The sequence below is a fragment of the Amycolatopsis jejuensis genome (assembly GCF_000717335.1).
Lineage (GTDB): Bacteria > Actinomycetota > Actinomycetes > Mycobacteriales > Pseudonocardiaceae > Amycolatopsis > Amycolatopsis jejuensis.
In genome coordinates this window covers 92,558-105,151 of the sequence record NZ_JNYZ01000022.1, presented here as the reverse complement: position 1 = coordinate 105,151, position 12,594 = coordinate 92,558, and the positions used below count along the sequence as shown (strand labels likewise).

The 12,594-nt window shown below is 65.6% G+C and carries 19 protein-coding genes; 11 read left to right on the top strand and 8 right to left on the bottom strand.

Going from position 1 to position 12,594, the window contains the following annotated elements:
- The first annotated feature begins 830 nt into the window (after positions 1 to 830).
- From OO71_RS50390 to OO71_RS29235, 10 genes are all read left to right on the top strand, one after another.
- Positions 831 to 1,013 (top strand): hypothetical protein, encoded by a 183-nt coding sequence (locus tag OO71_RS50390; RefSeq protein WP_156096595.1) that lies wholly within the window; start codon positions 831 to 833, stop codon positions 1,011 to 1,013.
- A 55-nt stretch (positions 1,014 to 1,068) separates the two neighbouring features.
- Positions 1,069 to 1,407, top strand: a complete 339-nt coding sequence (locus OO71_RS29270; protein ID WP_156096594.1) for a hypothetical protein — start codon at positions 1,069 to 1,071, stop codon at positions 1,405 to 1,407.
- 21 nt (positions 1,408 to 1,428) lie between these two features.
- The gene (locus OO71_RS29265) at positions 1,429 to 1,794 is read left to right on the top strand and encodes a hypothetical protein (protein ID WP_033293146.1); all 366 of its coding nucleotides are present in this window, start codon (positions 1,429 to 1,431) and stop codon (positions 1,792 to 1,794) included.
- Between the two features lie 87 nt (positions 1,795 to 1,881).
- A complete protein-coding gene (locus OO71_RS29260) occupies positions 1,882 to 2,901 on the top strand; it encodes a DUF932 domain-containing protein (RefSeq protein ID WP_033293145.1) in 1,020 nt (339 codons plus the stop codon).
- A gap of 99 nt (positions 2,902 to 3,000) precedes the next feature.
- A complete protein-coding gene (locus tag OO71_RS29255) occupies positions 3,001 to 3,636 on the top strand; it encodes a hypothetical protein (protein ID WP_033293144.1) in 636 nt (211 codons plus the stop codon).
- Positions 3,637 to 3,665: 29 nt separating this feature from the next.
- On the top strand, positions 3,666 to 3,881 hold the full coding sequence (locus OO71_RS29250; protein ID WP_033293143.1) for a hypothetical protein: 216 nt from the start codon (positions 3,666 to 3,668) through the stop codon (positions 3,879 to 3,881).
- 2 nt (positions 3,882 to 3,883) lie between these two features.
- Entirely contained in the window at positions 3,884 to 4,195 is a 312-nt protein-coding gene (locus OO71_RS47750; protein ID WP_051792436.1) for a hypothetical protein, read from the top strand.
- Positions 4,195 to 4,791 carry a hypothetical protein gene (locus tag OO71_RS29245; protein WP_033293142.1) on the top strand — a complete coding sequence of 199 codons (597 nt, stop codon included), beginning with the start codon at positions 4,195 to 4,197 and terminating at the stop codon, positions 4,789 to 4,791. Before OO71_RS47750 ends, OO71_RS29245 begins: the two co-directional genes overlap by 1 nt.
- A complete protein-coding gene (locus tag OO71_RS29240) occupies positions 4,784 to 5,266 on the top strand; it encodes a hypothetical protein (protein WP_156096593.1) in 483 nt (160 codons plus the stop codon). Before OO71_RS29245 ends, OO71_RS29240 begins: the two co-directional genes overlap by 8 nt.
- Before the next feature lie 99 nt (positions 5,267 to 5,365).
- Entirely contained in the window at positions 5,366 to 6,004 is a 639-nt protein-coding gene (locus tag OO71_RS29235; protein WP_156096592.1) for a hypothetical protein, read from the top strand.
- Between the two features lie 41 nt (positions 6,005 to 6,045).
- On the opposite strand, the gene OO71_RS29230 is transcribed toward OO71_RS29235, so the two are convergent.
- From OO71_RS29230 to OO71_RS29205, 7 genes are all read right to left on the bottom strand, one after another.
- Positions 6,046 to 6,306, bottom strand: coding sequence for a hypothetical protein (locus OO71_RS29230; RefSeq protein ID WP_033293139.1), 261 nt, complete (start codon positions 6,304 to 6,306; stop codon positions 6,046 to 6,048).
- Between the two features lie 378 nt (positions 6,307 to 6,684).
- On the bottom strand, positions 6,685 to 7,473 hold the full coding sequence (locus tag OO71_RS50385; RefSeq protein ID WP_156096591.1) for a hypothetical protein: 789 nt from the start codon (positions 7,471 to 7,473) through the stop codon (positions 6,685 to 6,687).
- Positions 7,474 to 7,852: 379 nt separating this feature from the next.
- Entirely contained in the window at positions 7,853 to 8,284 is a 432-nt protein-coding gene (locus OO71_RS29225) for an Imm1 family immunity protein (protein ID WP_033293138.1), read from the bottom strand.
- The gene (locus OO71_RS29220) at positions 8,262 to 9,020 is read right to left on the bottom strand and encodes a DddA-like double-stranded DNA deaminase toxin (protein WP_033293137.1); all 759 of its coding nucleotides are present in this window, start codon (positions 9,018 to 9,020) and stop codon (positions 8,262 to 8,264) included. The genes OO71_RS29225 and OO71_RS29220 overlap by 23 nt, the downstream gene beginning before the upstream one ends.
- Positions 9,017 to 9,271, bottom strand: a complete 255-nt coding sequence (locus OO71_RS29215) for a hypothetical protein (protein ID WP_033293136.1) — start codon at positions 9,269 to 9,271, stop codon at positions 9,017 to 9,019. Before OO71_RS29215 ends, OO71_RS29220 begins: the two co-directional genes overlap by 4 nt.
- A 211-nt stretch (positions 9,272 to 9,482) precedes the next feature.
- On the bottom strand, positions 9,483 to 9,761 hold the full coding sequence (locus OO71_RS29210; RefSeq protein WP_033293135.1) for a hypothetical protein: 279 nt from the start codon (positions 9,759 to 9,761) through the stop codon (positions 9,483 to 9,485).
- Positions 9,762 to 9,791: 30 nt separating this feature from the next.
- Complete coding sequence (locus OO71_RS29205) at positions 9,792 to 10,109, bottom strand: hypothetical protein (RefSeq protein WP_156096590.1); 318 nt, start codon at positions 10,107 to 10,109, stop codon at positions 9,792 to 9,794.
- A gap of 255 nt (positions 10,110 to 10,364) precedes the next feature.
- On the opposite strand from OO71_RS29205, the gene OO71_RS29200 reads away from it, so the two are divergent.
- The gene (locus OO71_RS29200; protein WP_245633818.1) at positions 10,365 to 11,972 is read left to right on the top strand and encodes a helix-turn-helix domain-containing protein; all 1,608 of its coding nucleotides are present in this window, start codon (positions 10,365 to 10,367) and stop codon (positions 11,970 to 11,972) included.
- On the opposite strand, the gene OO71_RS29195 is transcribed toward OO71_RS29200, so the two are convergent.
- Positions 11,973 to 12,533 carry an NUDIX domain-containing protein gene (locus OO71_RS29195; RefSeq protein ID WP_033293133.1) on the bottom strand — a complete coding sequence of 187 codons (561 nt, stop codon included), beginning with the start codon at positions 12,531 to 12,533 and terminating at the stop codon, positions 11,973 to 11,975. It abuts the gene before it with no gap.
- Positions 12,534 to 12,594: the final 61 nt, after the last annotated feature.

The following is a 12,594-nucleotide window of genomic DNA, read 5'->3' as shown; positions in this document are numbered from 1 at the left end:
CCTGGATAGAAACTCAAATGCTTTCATATTGATTATTTTCCTTGCCAGGATTGGTCAATCTTCTTGGCTCATCTGTACTGCCGCGAATCGCAGGGTAGAAGACTTGGCAAGATTACTGTGATGTGCATCACAACGCAAACCTATTGATTGTGGTTTGCAAACCTGTATAGTTGTATTTGCAAGGCAGGGAACGCGGATAACCGACCCGCCGAGCATTCCGGCCAGCGGCCCCCGGATTACGGGACGACGCAAGGGTTTCTCCCGTGCTGGTTGGTTGTCAATTACAGAGCGGATGTCTCACGTATCGGCGTGACTGGGCAGGGAAGGCGGAGACTGCTTGCGCGGTCCCTATCCACGGGATCGAATGCCGCGCTTGCGCGCCCGTTGCCAGTGTCAGCGAGTCGGTACGTTCTCAATCCAGCCAATGAGTGTGCAGAGCGCTCACCCCGTGAGGGGGACTGTGTGAGTCATCCGCATCCGTGCGCCTGGGTGGATACCGGCGCATGTCATAGCCACGCACCCGCGAAGATACCCGCGCGTTTTACGTCCTGAGTGGACGTGCGGATAACCCTGGTGAGTCTGCCGGACCCTGTGCCGTGCCACTTGCCAGCGGGACGCTAGCGACTGCTCCCCGGGCATGGGAGGGCTAGCAGGGAACGCAAGCGGGGGCGCCCGGTACCGGCTCCGTGAGAGGGAGCCACCTAACAGACAGGGTTGCGCACGCGTGACAAGCGCGCGCTCGGCAGATACGCGGCACAGCGTCCGCCGCTGCCTGCGCGCGGCCGGTAGCGCGTGCGCTTCCCTGTCCGCTAGGGAAAGGGGATACAAGGATGAAACTCATCTTCATGATCGCCCCGTGGGGAGAGGCGGGGTTCCGCCGTCCGCTTGGGCTTTTCGTGGGTGTTCCGGATGTGCTGGCGCGGTGGCTGGTCCGGCGTCCTGGCTGCCGCTTCGTGCGGGCTTACCTGGTCCCGGACGAGCGGGGTCGCGAGGGAGTGCATAGCAGTGAATGACTCCCGCGAAGCTCGCCATGCCTTCATCGATGGCTATATCGACAGCATGGTGGGAGTGAACACGTTCGACGCGGACAGCGACCCGGACGCGAGCGATTTCCGCCCGGCCGCATCGCCCGCGGAGTTGCGCGGCCTGCTCACGTGGGACGCGCTCAAGGAGCTCGTGCGGGACGCGACGGGCTTCGTTGCGGCACAGCATGCTGACCTGACCCGCGCGGCCGAACAGCGCGAGTGGGCCGACCTCGGCCACGACTTCGCGCTGTCCCGCGCGGGACACGGCACCGGGTTCTGGGATCGCGGACTCGGTGACGTCGGCGACCGGCTGCACCGGGCGGCAAAGGTCTATAGCGGCGACGGTCTGTACCTGACCGGAGGCCGGGTGCACGCCTGCTAGCTCAATCCAGAAGGAGGGACAGTGAAGATCGCGATTGACGTTCACAGCGCGCAGTATGCGCCGTGGAACGAGGGAGACGAGGAACGCGAACGCATCGGCGAGGACACGGAATCGCGCACGTTCGACTCCGCGCGCGAGTGCGCGGACTGGCTGGACCGTGAAGGCTTCGGCGATCCATCCGAATCGGGCCCGGTCGGGCGGTTCACCTGGCTGTCCGAGCTGGACCCGTACGAGAACCCCGAGGGTGTGCTGACCGAGCGCAGCGCACACGTGGAGCGCGATTCACCGGGGTTCAGTCCCCGGTTGTGGGCCGCGATCGTGGCGGTGGTGTCACGTCGGTGGACGCGCTACGCGGGCCCGTACTACGTGGAGCAGCTGCACGCGTGAGGCGGTGCCCCTTGCACCGAGTGGGTTTGGTCGCGACCGTCCGGAAGGACGCGGCCACGCCAACTAGGGCGAGCAAGGGAGAACATCATGTCCAAGGAAACATTGACGTGGCTGAACACGAACACGCTGGTCGGGTTCACCGAGAAGCGCGGCAAGGCGTGGCACTACCGCGCGTCCGACCAGACTGCGGAGCCCAACCACTACCCGGGCGCGATTCCCGTCGAGGACGTCAACCGGCGCCTGTTCTACTGGGACGCGGTCAAGGGCACCTCGCTGGTGTCGTTCACCCACGGCGACGACATCGCGGTGGTCGAGGACACCAAGCGGTTCCCGGTCGGTCGCGCCGACACGGGCGCGATCTTCGGCTACTTCGCCGACGGTTACGCGATTCACCAGTACCGCGACTGGCTGGTGTCCAACGTCGCCACGATCCTCGACGACGACCTGCACATCGGGTCCGCCGGTCTGCTCAAGGGCGGCGCGCAGGCGTGGGTGAGTGTCGAGGTGCCGGAGAACATCACCACGCCCGAGGGGGTGGAGTTCCGGCCGAACCTGCTGGCGTGCACGTCGCTGGACGGATCGCTAGCCACGACATACAAGCGCACCGTGACCGTGGTCGTGTGTGACAACACGCTCGCGGCCGGGCTGCACGAGCACGGGCAGCAAGTCAAGATCAAACACAGCAAGTACAGCAACCTGCGGATGACCGAGGTCCGTGACGCGCTGGCGATCGTGCACACCGTCGCCGACGACTTCGCCGCAGAGGTCAAGGCGCTGTGCGAAACCGAGGTCAGCGACAAGGCCTGGCGCGCGTTCCTGGACGCGCACGCCCCGATCGAGGGCAAGAGCAAGCGCGCCACCACGATGGCGGAGGCCGAGCGCGCCGAGCTGTCGCGGCTGTGGAACTTCGACCACCGCGCGGCCCCGTGGAAGAACACCGCCTATGGCGTGGTGCAGGCGGTGAACACCTACACCCACCACGCACAGCCGGTGCGTGGCGCGTCGCGGCCTGAACGGAACATGGTCCGCGCGGTGACCGGTGGCGTGGACAAGCTGGACGCGCAAACCGTGGCCACGTTGGACACGGTGCTCGCGTCGCTGGCCTGACCGCCCGTGCGATCACGGTGCCGGGCGAGAACCTTGCTCGCCCGGACGCCGTGGCCGACACGGAATGTCGGCCTATCCCACCACTGTCCGGGAGAGGTCATGACACAGGCAATCGAGAAGCCCGCTACAGCGGCAACCATCGACACCACCCGCGGCGCGGACGTCGTCGGTATGCTCGCCGACCTCGCGCGCACCGCCACAACCGACACCACGACCCCGGTGCTCGGGCTGATCCGGCTGCACACCGAGGGCAGGTACCTGCACGGCTGGTCAAGCGACCGCTACCGCGCGGCACACGCACGCGTCCGCGTGGACGGCGACCTGCCGCGCGTGGTGTTCATCCACGCAACGGATGTCAAGGCGCTGGCCTCGACACTCCGGCGCGCGCAACTCCTGCGCCTCACCGTCGACCACGACACCATGACATTCACCGACTTCGCCGTGACGCACTCCGTCCGCCTGGTCGACGAATACACCTATCCCGAGATCCACAACGCGTGCAGGGATGAGCTGCCCGCGGGCACCGCGCCGGGCGCGATCGACGGGTCGTATCTCGCGGACTTCTGCGCGATCGCCAAGCGGCGCGGCGGCCGGGGCAGCTCGGCGTACCTCGAACTGCGGCAGAACGACGACACCCGGCCCATGCACGTGCGCATCGGCGAGGACTACCGCGCCTGGGTCATGCCGGTACGCAACCAGGTCGACGACGACGCGTGGCTACCGCAGTCGTGGTGAGCCACCCCAACACCAAAGGGAGGACCCCGATGGACCCCAACACGACCCTTGCCGAAATACGCGAACTCCTCGCCGAGATCGCGGACGTGACCGCCGAAGCCGAAGACCTGGACACCGGAATGAAGGCGGCCGACCTGTTCGAACTGGCCGACGACCACCGCGTCGCGGTGGCCGACAAATTCGCCGAACTGGACACCTGGATCAGCAACGGCGGCGGACTACCCGACGCATGGAAGAAGGCATAGACATGGACCACACCATTGACCAACACGTATCCGTGTACCTGTCCGCAGGTGGCCATGGGTGGGAGATCGACCCGCTCTGCATCAATGACCGCCCGTTGGCGGGCTATGTCAGTGCGTTCAACGACGGATGCGAGTGCGGCGACCCCGTCGGCTGCGAAGCAGCACGGGCCGACGCAGACCTCCTGGACCCGCCGACCGCCGCGGCGCTGGCACTGCTCCTGGTCGATGCGGTGCTGACCTTCCCTGGCGCCACTGACGCGGACAACTTCTGCGCCGACCTGGACGCCGTCCTGCACGATCACGGGAGGCGGTGATGAACGGGGAAGTCCGCGTCGACGGAATCGACCAGATGGCGTCTGCCATCGCCCACGAGCTGGGTGATGGCTGGGCGAGTGCGCCGGGGTACCACGTAAACAATCACGATGCGTTCGTCGTCGGCCCAGCCGGTGAACGGCTGCACCTCCGGCTCGACGGGCGGCACACCAGCCACAAAGGGCGGCTTGTCGTGCGCGGCGCGTTCGACACCGGGTTGATGTGGTTCCAGCCGGACCCGGGCGCACGATACGTGATCACGGTGGCGCCGACCAGCTCCGCGCGCCGTACCGCGCACGAGATCACCCGGCGACTGCTGCCAGACTACCGGCCCGCGCTCCGGGAAGCGTGCCGACGCCACGCCGCTGCAAAGGAATTGCGGGAACGTCGAGACAAGCTGATGACGCAACTCGCCCGGCTGCTCGGTGGCGAGGTTGCCGAGTATGGCGGCATACCCTTCGTCACCTTCAGCGGCGCATCCGGCATCGCTCGGATCCATGACGACGAGACGATCGAGCTGAGCGTACGTCTCCCGGACGCGCAAGCTCTGCTGGCTGCACGTCAGTTCGGCACGCTGGCAGGGCCGACTCATGGCTGAGTCCGATGTCGTGATGGTGTGCACGGTCTGCCGCTTCGTCCTGGATGTCGAGTGGAGCGAGGACGGCGTGCGCTACCTGCACACCCGCGCCGACGCCGCGCAAGACCTCGACCACGATCCGGTACCCATAGACGCACCACACGGATTCCGCGGCGGCCGGTGCGATTTCTGCTTCGACGGCATCCCCGCGTTCATCCTTCCAGCCCGGGATTTCCTCTACCCCGACGACCGCAGCCAAGCCAGCAGCGGCGACTGGGCCGCGTGCCAGGACTGCGCCGCGCTGATCGCGCGCAACAAGTGGCTGAAGGTGATCGAGCGCGTGGCAGCAACCCATATCCGTCACACCGGCCATTCGTTGCCACCCGCCGCCCGCACACAGCTCCAGATTCGCTATCGCGCTCTCCGGCGGAACATCACCGGCCCGCTCTGCGCCATCCCACCCCTTAGGGAAACAGGCAACAACGATCCGGCCTAACCGGCAGATGCCGATGACCCCTTGACCGGAATGAAAGGACCCACCATGTGCACAGTTCCCGCCGCGGACGGCGAGGTATACGTCACCCTCGCCCACGGCATGCAGGCGTTCCCGGCCATCGTCGACGACAAACGTTGGAATGGCTTTGCTGTGCCCCGATTCCGGCGCCCGGTCGCGGAGGCCGTCGCGCGCTGGCTCACCGGGATGCACACGCGCCATCCCAGTACCTGGCCCGATACCGCACGCTTCGACAGCGAGACACTGACCGTTCAAGCAGCCACCGGAGCCGAGACGGAACGGACCAACCCGGACGACAACGGCCGTTACCCCATCGGCTACCGAACATGGCATTGGGAGCTCACCGCGCCGCTGGCCGACTCCACGGTGCTCGACGGCACCGCGCGGCTCACCACGGAACCCGACGAAATTCTCGTCACGATCAACATTTGCGGCACCGACCCCGCCTTTCCCGCCCTCGCCTCGGCCACCCATGGATGGAGCAGGGCAGGGTGCCCGAGGTTCCGCCGCCCTGTCGCAGAAGCGGTCGTCGCCTGGCTGAACGCCACTGCTGCAGACTGTCGTGACGGCTCCGTTGATGCTTACTGGGACGGTGACACAGTCGTCCTGGTCGATTACCAGTACATCGCCGAAGACGGTTACCTGCCGGATCGGATATCGCCCGATGACGATGGCCGGTACTCGATCGGTGCCACGTTCGAATGGGAGCGTGCCGACTGACCGAGGCCGGCTACGATAAGGGGGACAGGCCTATCCTGAGGTCAAGCGTTCTCGTCCCGGTCGAGGATCTTGCTGACCGCGGTCGAGCTGAGCCGAGCCGACGCGCCAATCACCCGGGTTGTCAGCGTCGGATCGGCTACCTTTGCCGCGCGGACCAAAGCCCGCCGTTCCTTCTTCAGATCGTTCGCCTTCCGGAGTGCTCGGTCGTGCTCCAGCTCGGCAATTTCCTTGACATGCCTGGACTTCCGGACATCATCCTCGGCGTCTGCCAGCTTTGCCGCGATGGCTTCCAGCGCGTCCAAGGGGGCCAGATACGTCCTGGCGTTCTTCGCCGACTCTGGCATCTGGCCGGCCTTTCTCTTTAGGGGGGAACAAGGCTGCAAACTGCATTGTACTGGTTGACTGCCTTGACGAGGCGACGTGTTCGACCACGGGCCGGTGTGCCGAACCAGCGTCGGGGCGGGCCTTCGGTGTTCACCCTCCATGTCCAGCACGACCGGCTGCTGGTCACTTCAGGCACACGCAAGAGCGACCGCGACCGGCGCGGAGGTTCGAGGAAACCAGCGCCCTGCGCGTCCCTGTCGCATCACCTTGGTTCGCCGCGGCGGTGGAACTGGGGATTGGCAAGCCTCGGGAGACACAAGGACGACGAATCTTACGTGTTTCGCCAGACGAGAAAACTAGTTCTTGTTGACCCGCTTGAACAGGCCGACGAGCCATTTTCGCAATGCGCGGAACTGGGCGCTGCCGGGCATTTCGGGCTTCGCGCTTTGCGTCGATTGTTGCCGGACAACCTCTACTGTTCCGCCTAGTTTTTCCCAGACCGCGATCCCTTGTTCGTCGGATGTTGGCCGCCAGTTTTGGTATTCCTCCACCAGTATGCCGCTGTCGAGCCTAGTCCAGGAGCTGCCAGCTGCATCCCTGAAGCCGACGTCGACTTCCATTGTTTCAGATAGGGCACGACATCTCAGCGCGATTGTCTCATCGCGGAAGTGCCAATCGCCAAACCCGTCCGGAGTGCGATAGTCCTCGCCGTAGTTGATCCGAAGGCCTAGGGCGATCAGGTCATTCGCCGCCTTTGTGGCTTGGTCGAGTTCCTCGGGTTCTGTCGTCGGAGCCAGGCTGCGCAGTCGCAAAACTTCGTCATTTCCATTTTCGCTGGTCAATTTGACGAGAACATCGCGAACCGGTTGTGATCCAGCATTGTTATATAAAGCCTTGGTGGCCAACCCTGAGCCCGATAGCCAAATTCCGAAGAGAGCGGCATGCTGGCGTCGCTGTGTCCACCTTAGTTCTTCAAGTTGATCGTCTTGCAATTTGTTGGTTTTTTTCATTGCGAGCCATGCGAGAAATGCCGTGACGGCAGTAGCGGACGCGAGGGCGACCCCTGCGATGGCGGACCAGCCGGACATCCAGTCGGTGGTCTTGGGATCGTCGGCGACAATCAACAGCGTGCAGTAAAGGCTCATGCGGGTGAATCGTCGACAGGCGCATTGCCGTTTCGGAACGACCTCGTGTGTGCGCGTACACCCCTGGATCGTCGCTGGCTGTTACCTGAGGGGCAGGGGAAAGTGCCACCCAGTCAGACGGGCCGCGCGAGCAGACAGGGGTTCGCACCGGCCCACATCTGACCGGCCGTCGAACATTTGCCACATCGCTAGGAGCCGCCCGCCACCGGCCCATGGAAGTAGCGGGCGGACCTTCGGCCCGTTGGAACCTTCGTTTGGTGCGGGCTCGGCGTCACTAGCCGGGGATGCCTCGCCGAGCCCGTGAATACGAGCGTAGAGCGGGGGCAGCGCTTCACGGTCGAAACGGCAACGTTGCTACGAATGGGTGACTGTCACGGCCTCAGCGCAAGTTGTTGCCACTCTTCTCGGGTTGAACCGGTACCCAGTCGACGTTGGTCGGGCGTCGATGCGTGCGGTGGAACTCTTCGACCGCCTCCAGCACCGTCGAGAGCGTCACCTCCATGCCGGGCTCGGCGGCGTCTTGTTGTCCGAGGTAGGTGAAGTACGTGACCTCGTCCTCGTTGAGTCCGCTTGCCGGCTTGAGCCAGCTCCCGTCGGCGCCGGACCAGTGCAGCATTCCCCGGTCGCCGCGGACACCGACGGTGAGGCTTCCGGCGCAGTCGTCGGGCGTGTTCTGCGCGTAGAGCACCCAGCAGACGCCGAACTTGTCCGGGTCGTGTTCGGCGTTGGTGATGCGGTCGAGCAGCGGTCCGACTGACAGGAGTGCCGCGACGTCGTGGCCGTCCGCGTCAGGCAAGGCGGTCTCGGTCATTTTCTCCCTCGTAGGTGTGGCTGAAGGGTCGGCCTTGGCGGTCTGTGCCGTGAACTGTAAGCGAGGTGCCGCGTGGCAGGTACTTGGGCAGTGCCTCGGCGCAGCCTGGCCGGGTCGGGCTGATCTCGGTGCATGGCACGTTGTTGATCACCAGTTCGCTCTGCGTTTTTCCCTGCATGATCAGGTCGGTGGCTGCCTTGATCTCGACGTGTCGGGAGAGGAAGGTCGCCGCTGCCGGGTGGATTCCCGCGCGCAGCAGGCGGTCGCGTGCGGCAGGTGTGTAGGTGCTGTCGGTGCCCGAGGTGAATTGGTTGAAGTTTCCGTCGGCGTAGCCGATGGTGCGTTGTCCAGTGCCTTTCTCGACGCGCTTCGGCATCAGGTCTGCGCACCATGCTGCCTCCTGCGGGTAGTTCGAGCCGTCCGGAGCCGTGACGGTCTTCGGCGCGGCCGCCGGCTCGTGCGCTGGGGCCTTGGATGTCGGCGCGGGTTGGGGGTGGCCTGCGTGGCGTGCTGCCACGGACCGGATGGTCTGCTGGACCGCGGCGAGTGTCGCGTCGGCTTCGCTGATGGCGTGCAGTGTCTGGCTGATCAGCGGCAGTACGTCGCCGTCGTTGCCTAGGACCTGCTGGACGATGCCTCCGATGCGCTCCACCTCTCCGGCGAGCTGGCGGAGGTGGAGCGTCGGGACGTTCGCGGCGAGCGCGTCGAGGCGGGCTGCGTCGTCGGCGAGACTCATCCCTGCTGGTGGTACTGCGCCCTCTGCGTAATGGTCGCTTTGACCTGTTCCAGGGCCTGGCCGATGGCGTCGATCTGCTGGATTGCCGCATTGATGACGCCCTGGATTTCCTGCGCCCCACCGGTTGCTCCCATGATCGACTCGACTTGCTGCTGGAGGTTCTGCAAGTCGCTGATCAAGCCTTGCGCCTGGCCGCTGGGAACCTGTTCAGCCAGTGCGCCCAGTTGCTGCGCTTGCTCCTGGATCGACAAGGGGTTCTCCTCTTCGTTGGGTGCTGCGTCTCAGCTGGTGGAGCTCCGGTCGCCAGGCACGGTCGGGGCGAGCCCGGCGACCGGAAGAATCACTGCCCGTCGTCCTCGATGACCTCCCCGGTGTCGGGATCCGTGATGACCTCGGTCCCGTCGTCCTGCTTCCACACGCCCATCGCATCCACCTCCTCGACCTGCGCGAGCGACGACACCGTCACAGGTGTTGCAGCCCAGCCAGAACGCGCCGCATCAGGTCTTCGGACGGCTGCGTCGGGATCACCACCGCGGGCAGCTGCTCTGTCTCGCCGCAGACCATGCAGTCGATGCACCACATCAGGACCGGGAACCGTTGCTGCGCCGACACGAGGACGCACGCCTTTCCGCACTCGGCCAATGCGAAATGCCGCCCCTGCGCGTGCAAACGGGTCGCGTTCCCCGGGTGCACCCGGTGCAGCTCCCGATTGAACAGACCACGACCAACGAGGAAGTCCACGACGTGCTCCCAACTCGGTGTGCCGGACCGTCATAGCCGGGCCCATGTCACGGCGGTCGTGAGGATGTCGGTGATCTCGCCCTGCTCGTAGTCGACCGCTTCCGGCTGGGCGGTGCCGGTCCATGGGTAGTCGGAATCCCACTCGTAGCGGAAAATCATGGAGGGCAGGCCACGCTGCGTGTTGAGGATCATCCGGTCGACATAGTCGCCGATCCGGCGTTCGACGCCGACTGTGGACCCGGCTGTCAAAAGCCGGGACAACGCGAAACCGGACTGCGCTGCTTGCTGTGCGAGTTCGCGCATGCGGACCTGCGTCGGCGACGGGTGCATGGCGTCCATGGCAATCATCGGGCGCTCCAAAACTGGTGCGACCACGCTGCGGCGCCGGAATTGTGGTTCATGGCGAACACGTCCTTGGGATGGGTGGCACCGGAACCGCCCACCGCGGTTCGGGAAGAACGGTCCCGGTGCCTGCTTGTAGAGGGGCGGCGGACGGCCACGGAGCCTCGGCGCGCGGTACTGGCCAGCTCCCGCGGAACGACGCGCCCGCCCGCTACCTGCCTTGCATCGACCTGCACGGGCGGCCTCCTGCTGTCCGAAGTGATGCGGGGAAGCCTCGAACACCCGAGCACGATCGCGAATCCCGGCGAGCGATATCCGGCCGCAAAATATCTGTCGGACAGATATTCGCTGGTCAGCACCGATGGCTACAGGCAGTATGCTGTCTCTTACTACCAGCAAGCGGAGATGCCCGTGACCTCATCCCGGACCCGACGACGATGCCGAACCTGCTCCGCCCCGCTCGCCGCCGACAACCGCGGAGACCAGTGCAGTCCCTGCGTGAAAGCGGAGCAGGCTTCAAGCGGCGAAGTGCCTCGCTCCGGGGGCGATTTCTGGGCTCGGCAGGAGGTCCAGGACGCGATCACGGACCGGCACTTCGGCCGGTTGCTGCGCGCCTATCGCCGCGCGCACGGGATTCGGCAGGCCACGGTCGCGGATTGGTTCGGTCTCGCGCAGGGCCGCATCAGCAGCATGGAGCGCGCTGCCGGTCCGGTCACCGATCTGGCCAAGCTGGACCGTTGGTGCCAGATCCTCCGTATCCCGCAGGAGCATCTGTGGTTCACGCTGTCCGCGCAACACTCCGACGGATATGACACAGTCGGCTCGGCTCCTACGCTGCGGGCAGTCCGTGAGATCACTGGAGATGATGTGCAGCGAAGGCAATTCCTCAAGTCCACAGCCGTGGGCGTCGCGACGGTCGGCGCCAGCCTGCTGGGCAGCACACCGACTGCCGCGACTACGGAGGGGCTTGCGAACGTCGAGGACATCCGCAGCATGACCAAGGCGTATCGGGCGGCGGACAACCGTTTCGGCGGCGGACACAGCCGCACCGCACTCAACGCCTACTTCGAGTCCACCGTGAAGCCGATGTTGGACGACACCAGCATCATCGGGAGCTTGCGCCGTGAGCTGTTCACCGCCGCGGCCGAGATGCGACAACTCGCCGGTTGGATGGCCTACGACGTCGGACACGCCAGTGACGGACGCACGCACCTACGTGAAGCGCTGCGCCTGTGCCAGCATGCCGGAGACGAGGCTCTCGCCGGGGAAATGCTCGCCGCGATGAGCCACCACGCCGCCTTCCTCGGCAGCGGTGACGCGGCGGTCGACCTCGCTCTCGCCGCCCACCAATCCGCCGCGCGAGCGGGAATCCCCGCGCTGCAAGCGGAATCCGCCGTCATGGAAGCACACGGCCTCGCGATGCAGAACGACCGCGGCGGCTGCATGGACGCCCTGCGCCGTGCCGAAACCGCGTTCGAACGGATCAACCCTGCCAACAGCCCAGCCTGGTTGAGCTACTTTGACGCCCCATACATGGCAGCCAAATTCGCACACGCCTTCCGTGACCTCGGCATGGCCCCCGACGCCGAACGATTCGCCCGCCGCTCCCTCGACATGAGCGACGGGTACGACCGCGGCAAGCTGTTCAACACGGCGCTGCTCGCCTCCGCACTCGCCGATCAGCGCCGGGTCGACGAGGCATGCGCAAGTGCCAAGGCGGCCGTACGGATGGCCGGGAGCGTGCGCTCAGTCCGCGCCACTGCCTACCTGGGCGACGTGGCCCGACGACTCGCCCCGTACCGCACCGCTGAGGTCCGCGCCCTGTACCGCGAGATGGACCAGGTCGGACTCGCCACACCCAGGATCTGACTACGCCGGTGGAAACGCGAGCACGTGCAGCAGGCCGACCTGCGACGATGCACCCAAGATCTCGCCCTTCGCGATGCGTTCGCGCACCGAGCCAAGTGGGATCCAGGCGATCCGTTCCGCCTCGTTGACGTCCACGTCGTCGCCGATGTATTCCGCGCCGCGGGAGAGGAACAGCAGGTTCTCCGCGTCCGCCATACCCACATTCGGCTGCAAGGAGACCAACGGCTCACTCGTACGCGGCCGCCAACCCGTCTCCTCCTCCACCTCACGCGCCGCCGTGACCACTGGGTCTTCGTCCGGGTCGACGTAACCGCCGGGCAGCTCCCACACCCACCGATCGAAGATCCACCGGTGCCGCCACATCATCAGGACGTTCTCCAGCGCGTCATCGAGCACCACCATCATCGCGGCCTTCGGCGACCGCATGACGTACTGCTCGAACTTGACGCCGTCCGGCAACTCCACCGACGCGATACTGAGCCGAAGCCGGCGCGTGTCGTCGATCAAGCGCTCGCCGTGGATGGTCCACCGCGTCTGCTCCGAAGGCGGGTTGGAATCCATGCACTCAACGTACCGGACTGGGAACCGGCCGCAGCCCCTCAGGCCGAAGCCGTGGCACCAT

What these genes read in the sequence shown, in the direction of transcription:
- OO71_RS29220 (WP_033293137.1), bottom strand. Translation starts at nt 9,020, where the DNA reads ATGAGTCTCGCCGACGACGCAGCCCGCCTCGACGCGCTCGCCGCGAAC.
- OO71_RS29260 (WP_033293145.1), top strand. Translation starts at nt 1,882, where the DNA reads ATGTCCAAGGAAACATTGACGTGGCTGAACACGAACACGCTGGTCGGG.
- OO71_RS29195 (WP_033293133.1), bottom strand. Translation starts at nt 12,533, where the DNA reads ATGGATTCCAACCCGCCTTCGGAGCAGACGCGGTGGACCATCCACGGC.
- OO71_RS50385 (WP_156096591.1), bottom strand. Translation starts at nt 7,473, where the DNA reads ATGAGCCTTTACTGCACGCTGTTGATTGTCGCCGACGATCCCAAGACC.
- OO71_RS29200 (WP_245633818.1), top strand. Translation starts at nt 10,365, where the DNA reads ATGCGGGGAAGCCTCGAACACCCGAGCACGATCGCGAATCCCGGCGAG.
- OO71_RS29250 (WP_033293143.1), top strand. Translation starts at nt 3,666, where the DNA reads ATGGACCCCAACACGACCCTTGCCGAAATACGCGAACTCCTCGCCGAG.
- OO71_RS29205 (WP_156096590.1), bottom strand. Translation starts at nt 10,109, where the DNA reads ATGATTGCCATGGACGCCATGCACCCGTCGCCGACGCAGGTCCGCATG.
- OO71_RS29235 (WP_156096592.1), top strand. Translation starts at nt 5,366, where the DNA reads ATGCAGGCGTTCCCGGCCATCGTCGACGACAAACGTTGGAATGGCTTT.
- OO71_RS29255 (WP_033293144.1), top strand. Translation starts at nt 3,001, where the DNA reads ATGACACAGGCAATCGAGAAGCCCGCTACAGCGGCAACCATCGACACC.
- OO71_RS47750 (WP_051792436.1), top strand. Translation starts at nt 3,884, where the DNA reads ATGGACCACACCATTGACCAACACGTATCCGTGTACCTGTCCGCAGGT.
- OO71_RS29245 (WP_033293142.1), top strand. Translation starts at nt 4,195, where the DNA reads ATGAACGGGGAAGTCCGCGTCGACGGAATCGACCAGATGGCGTCTGCC.
- OO71_RS29225 (WP_033293138.1), bottom strand. Translation starts at nt 8,284, where the DNA reads ATGACCGAGACCGCCTTGCCTGACGCGGACGGCCACGACGTCGCGGCA.
- OO71_RS29240 (WP_156096593.1), top strand. Translation starts at nt 4,784, where the DNA reads ATGGCTGAGTCCGATGTCGTGATGGTGTGCACGGTCTGCCGCTTCGTC.
- OO71_RS50390 (WP_156096595.1), top strand. Translation starts at nt 831, where the DNA reads ATGAAACTCATCTTCATGATCGCCCCGTGGGGAGAGGCGGGGTTCCGC.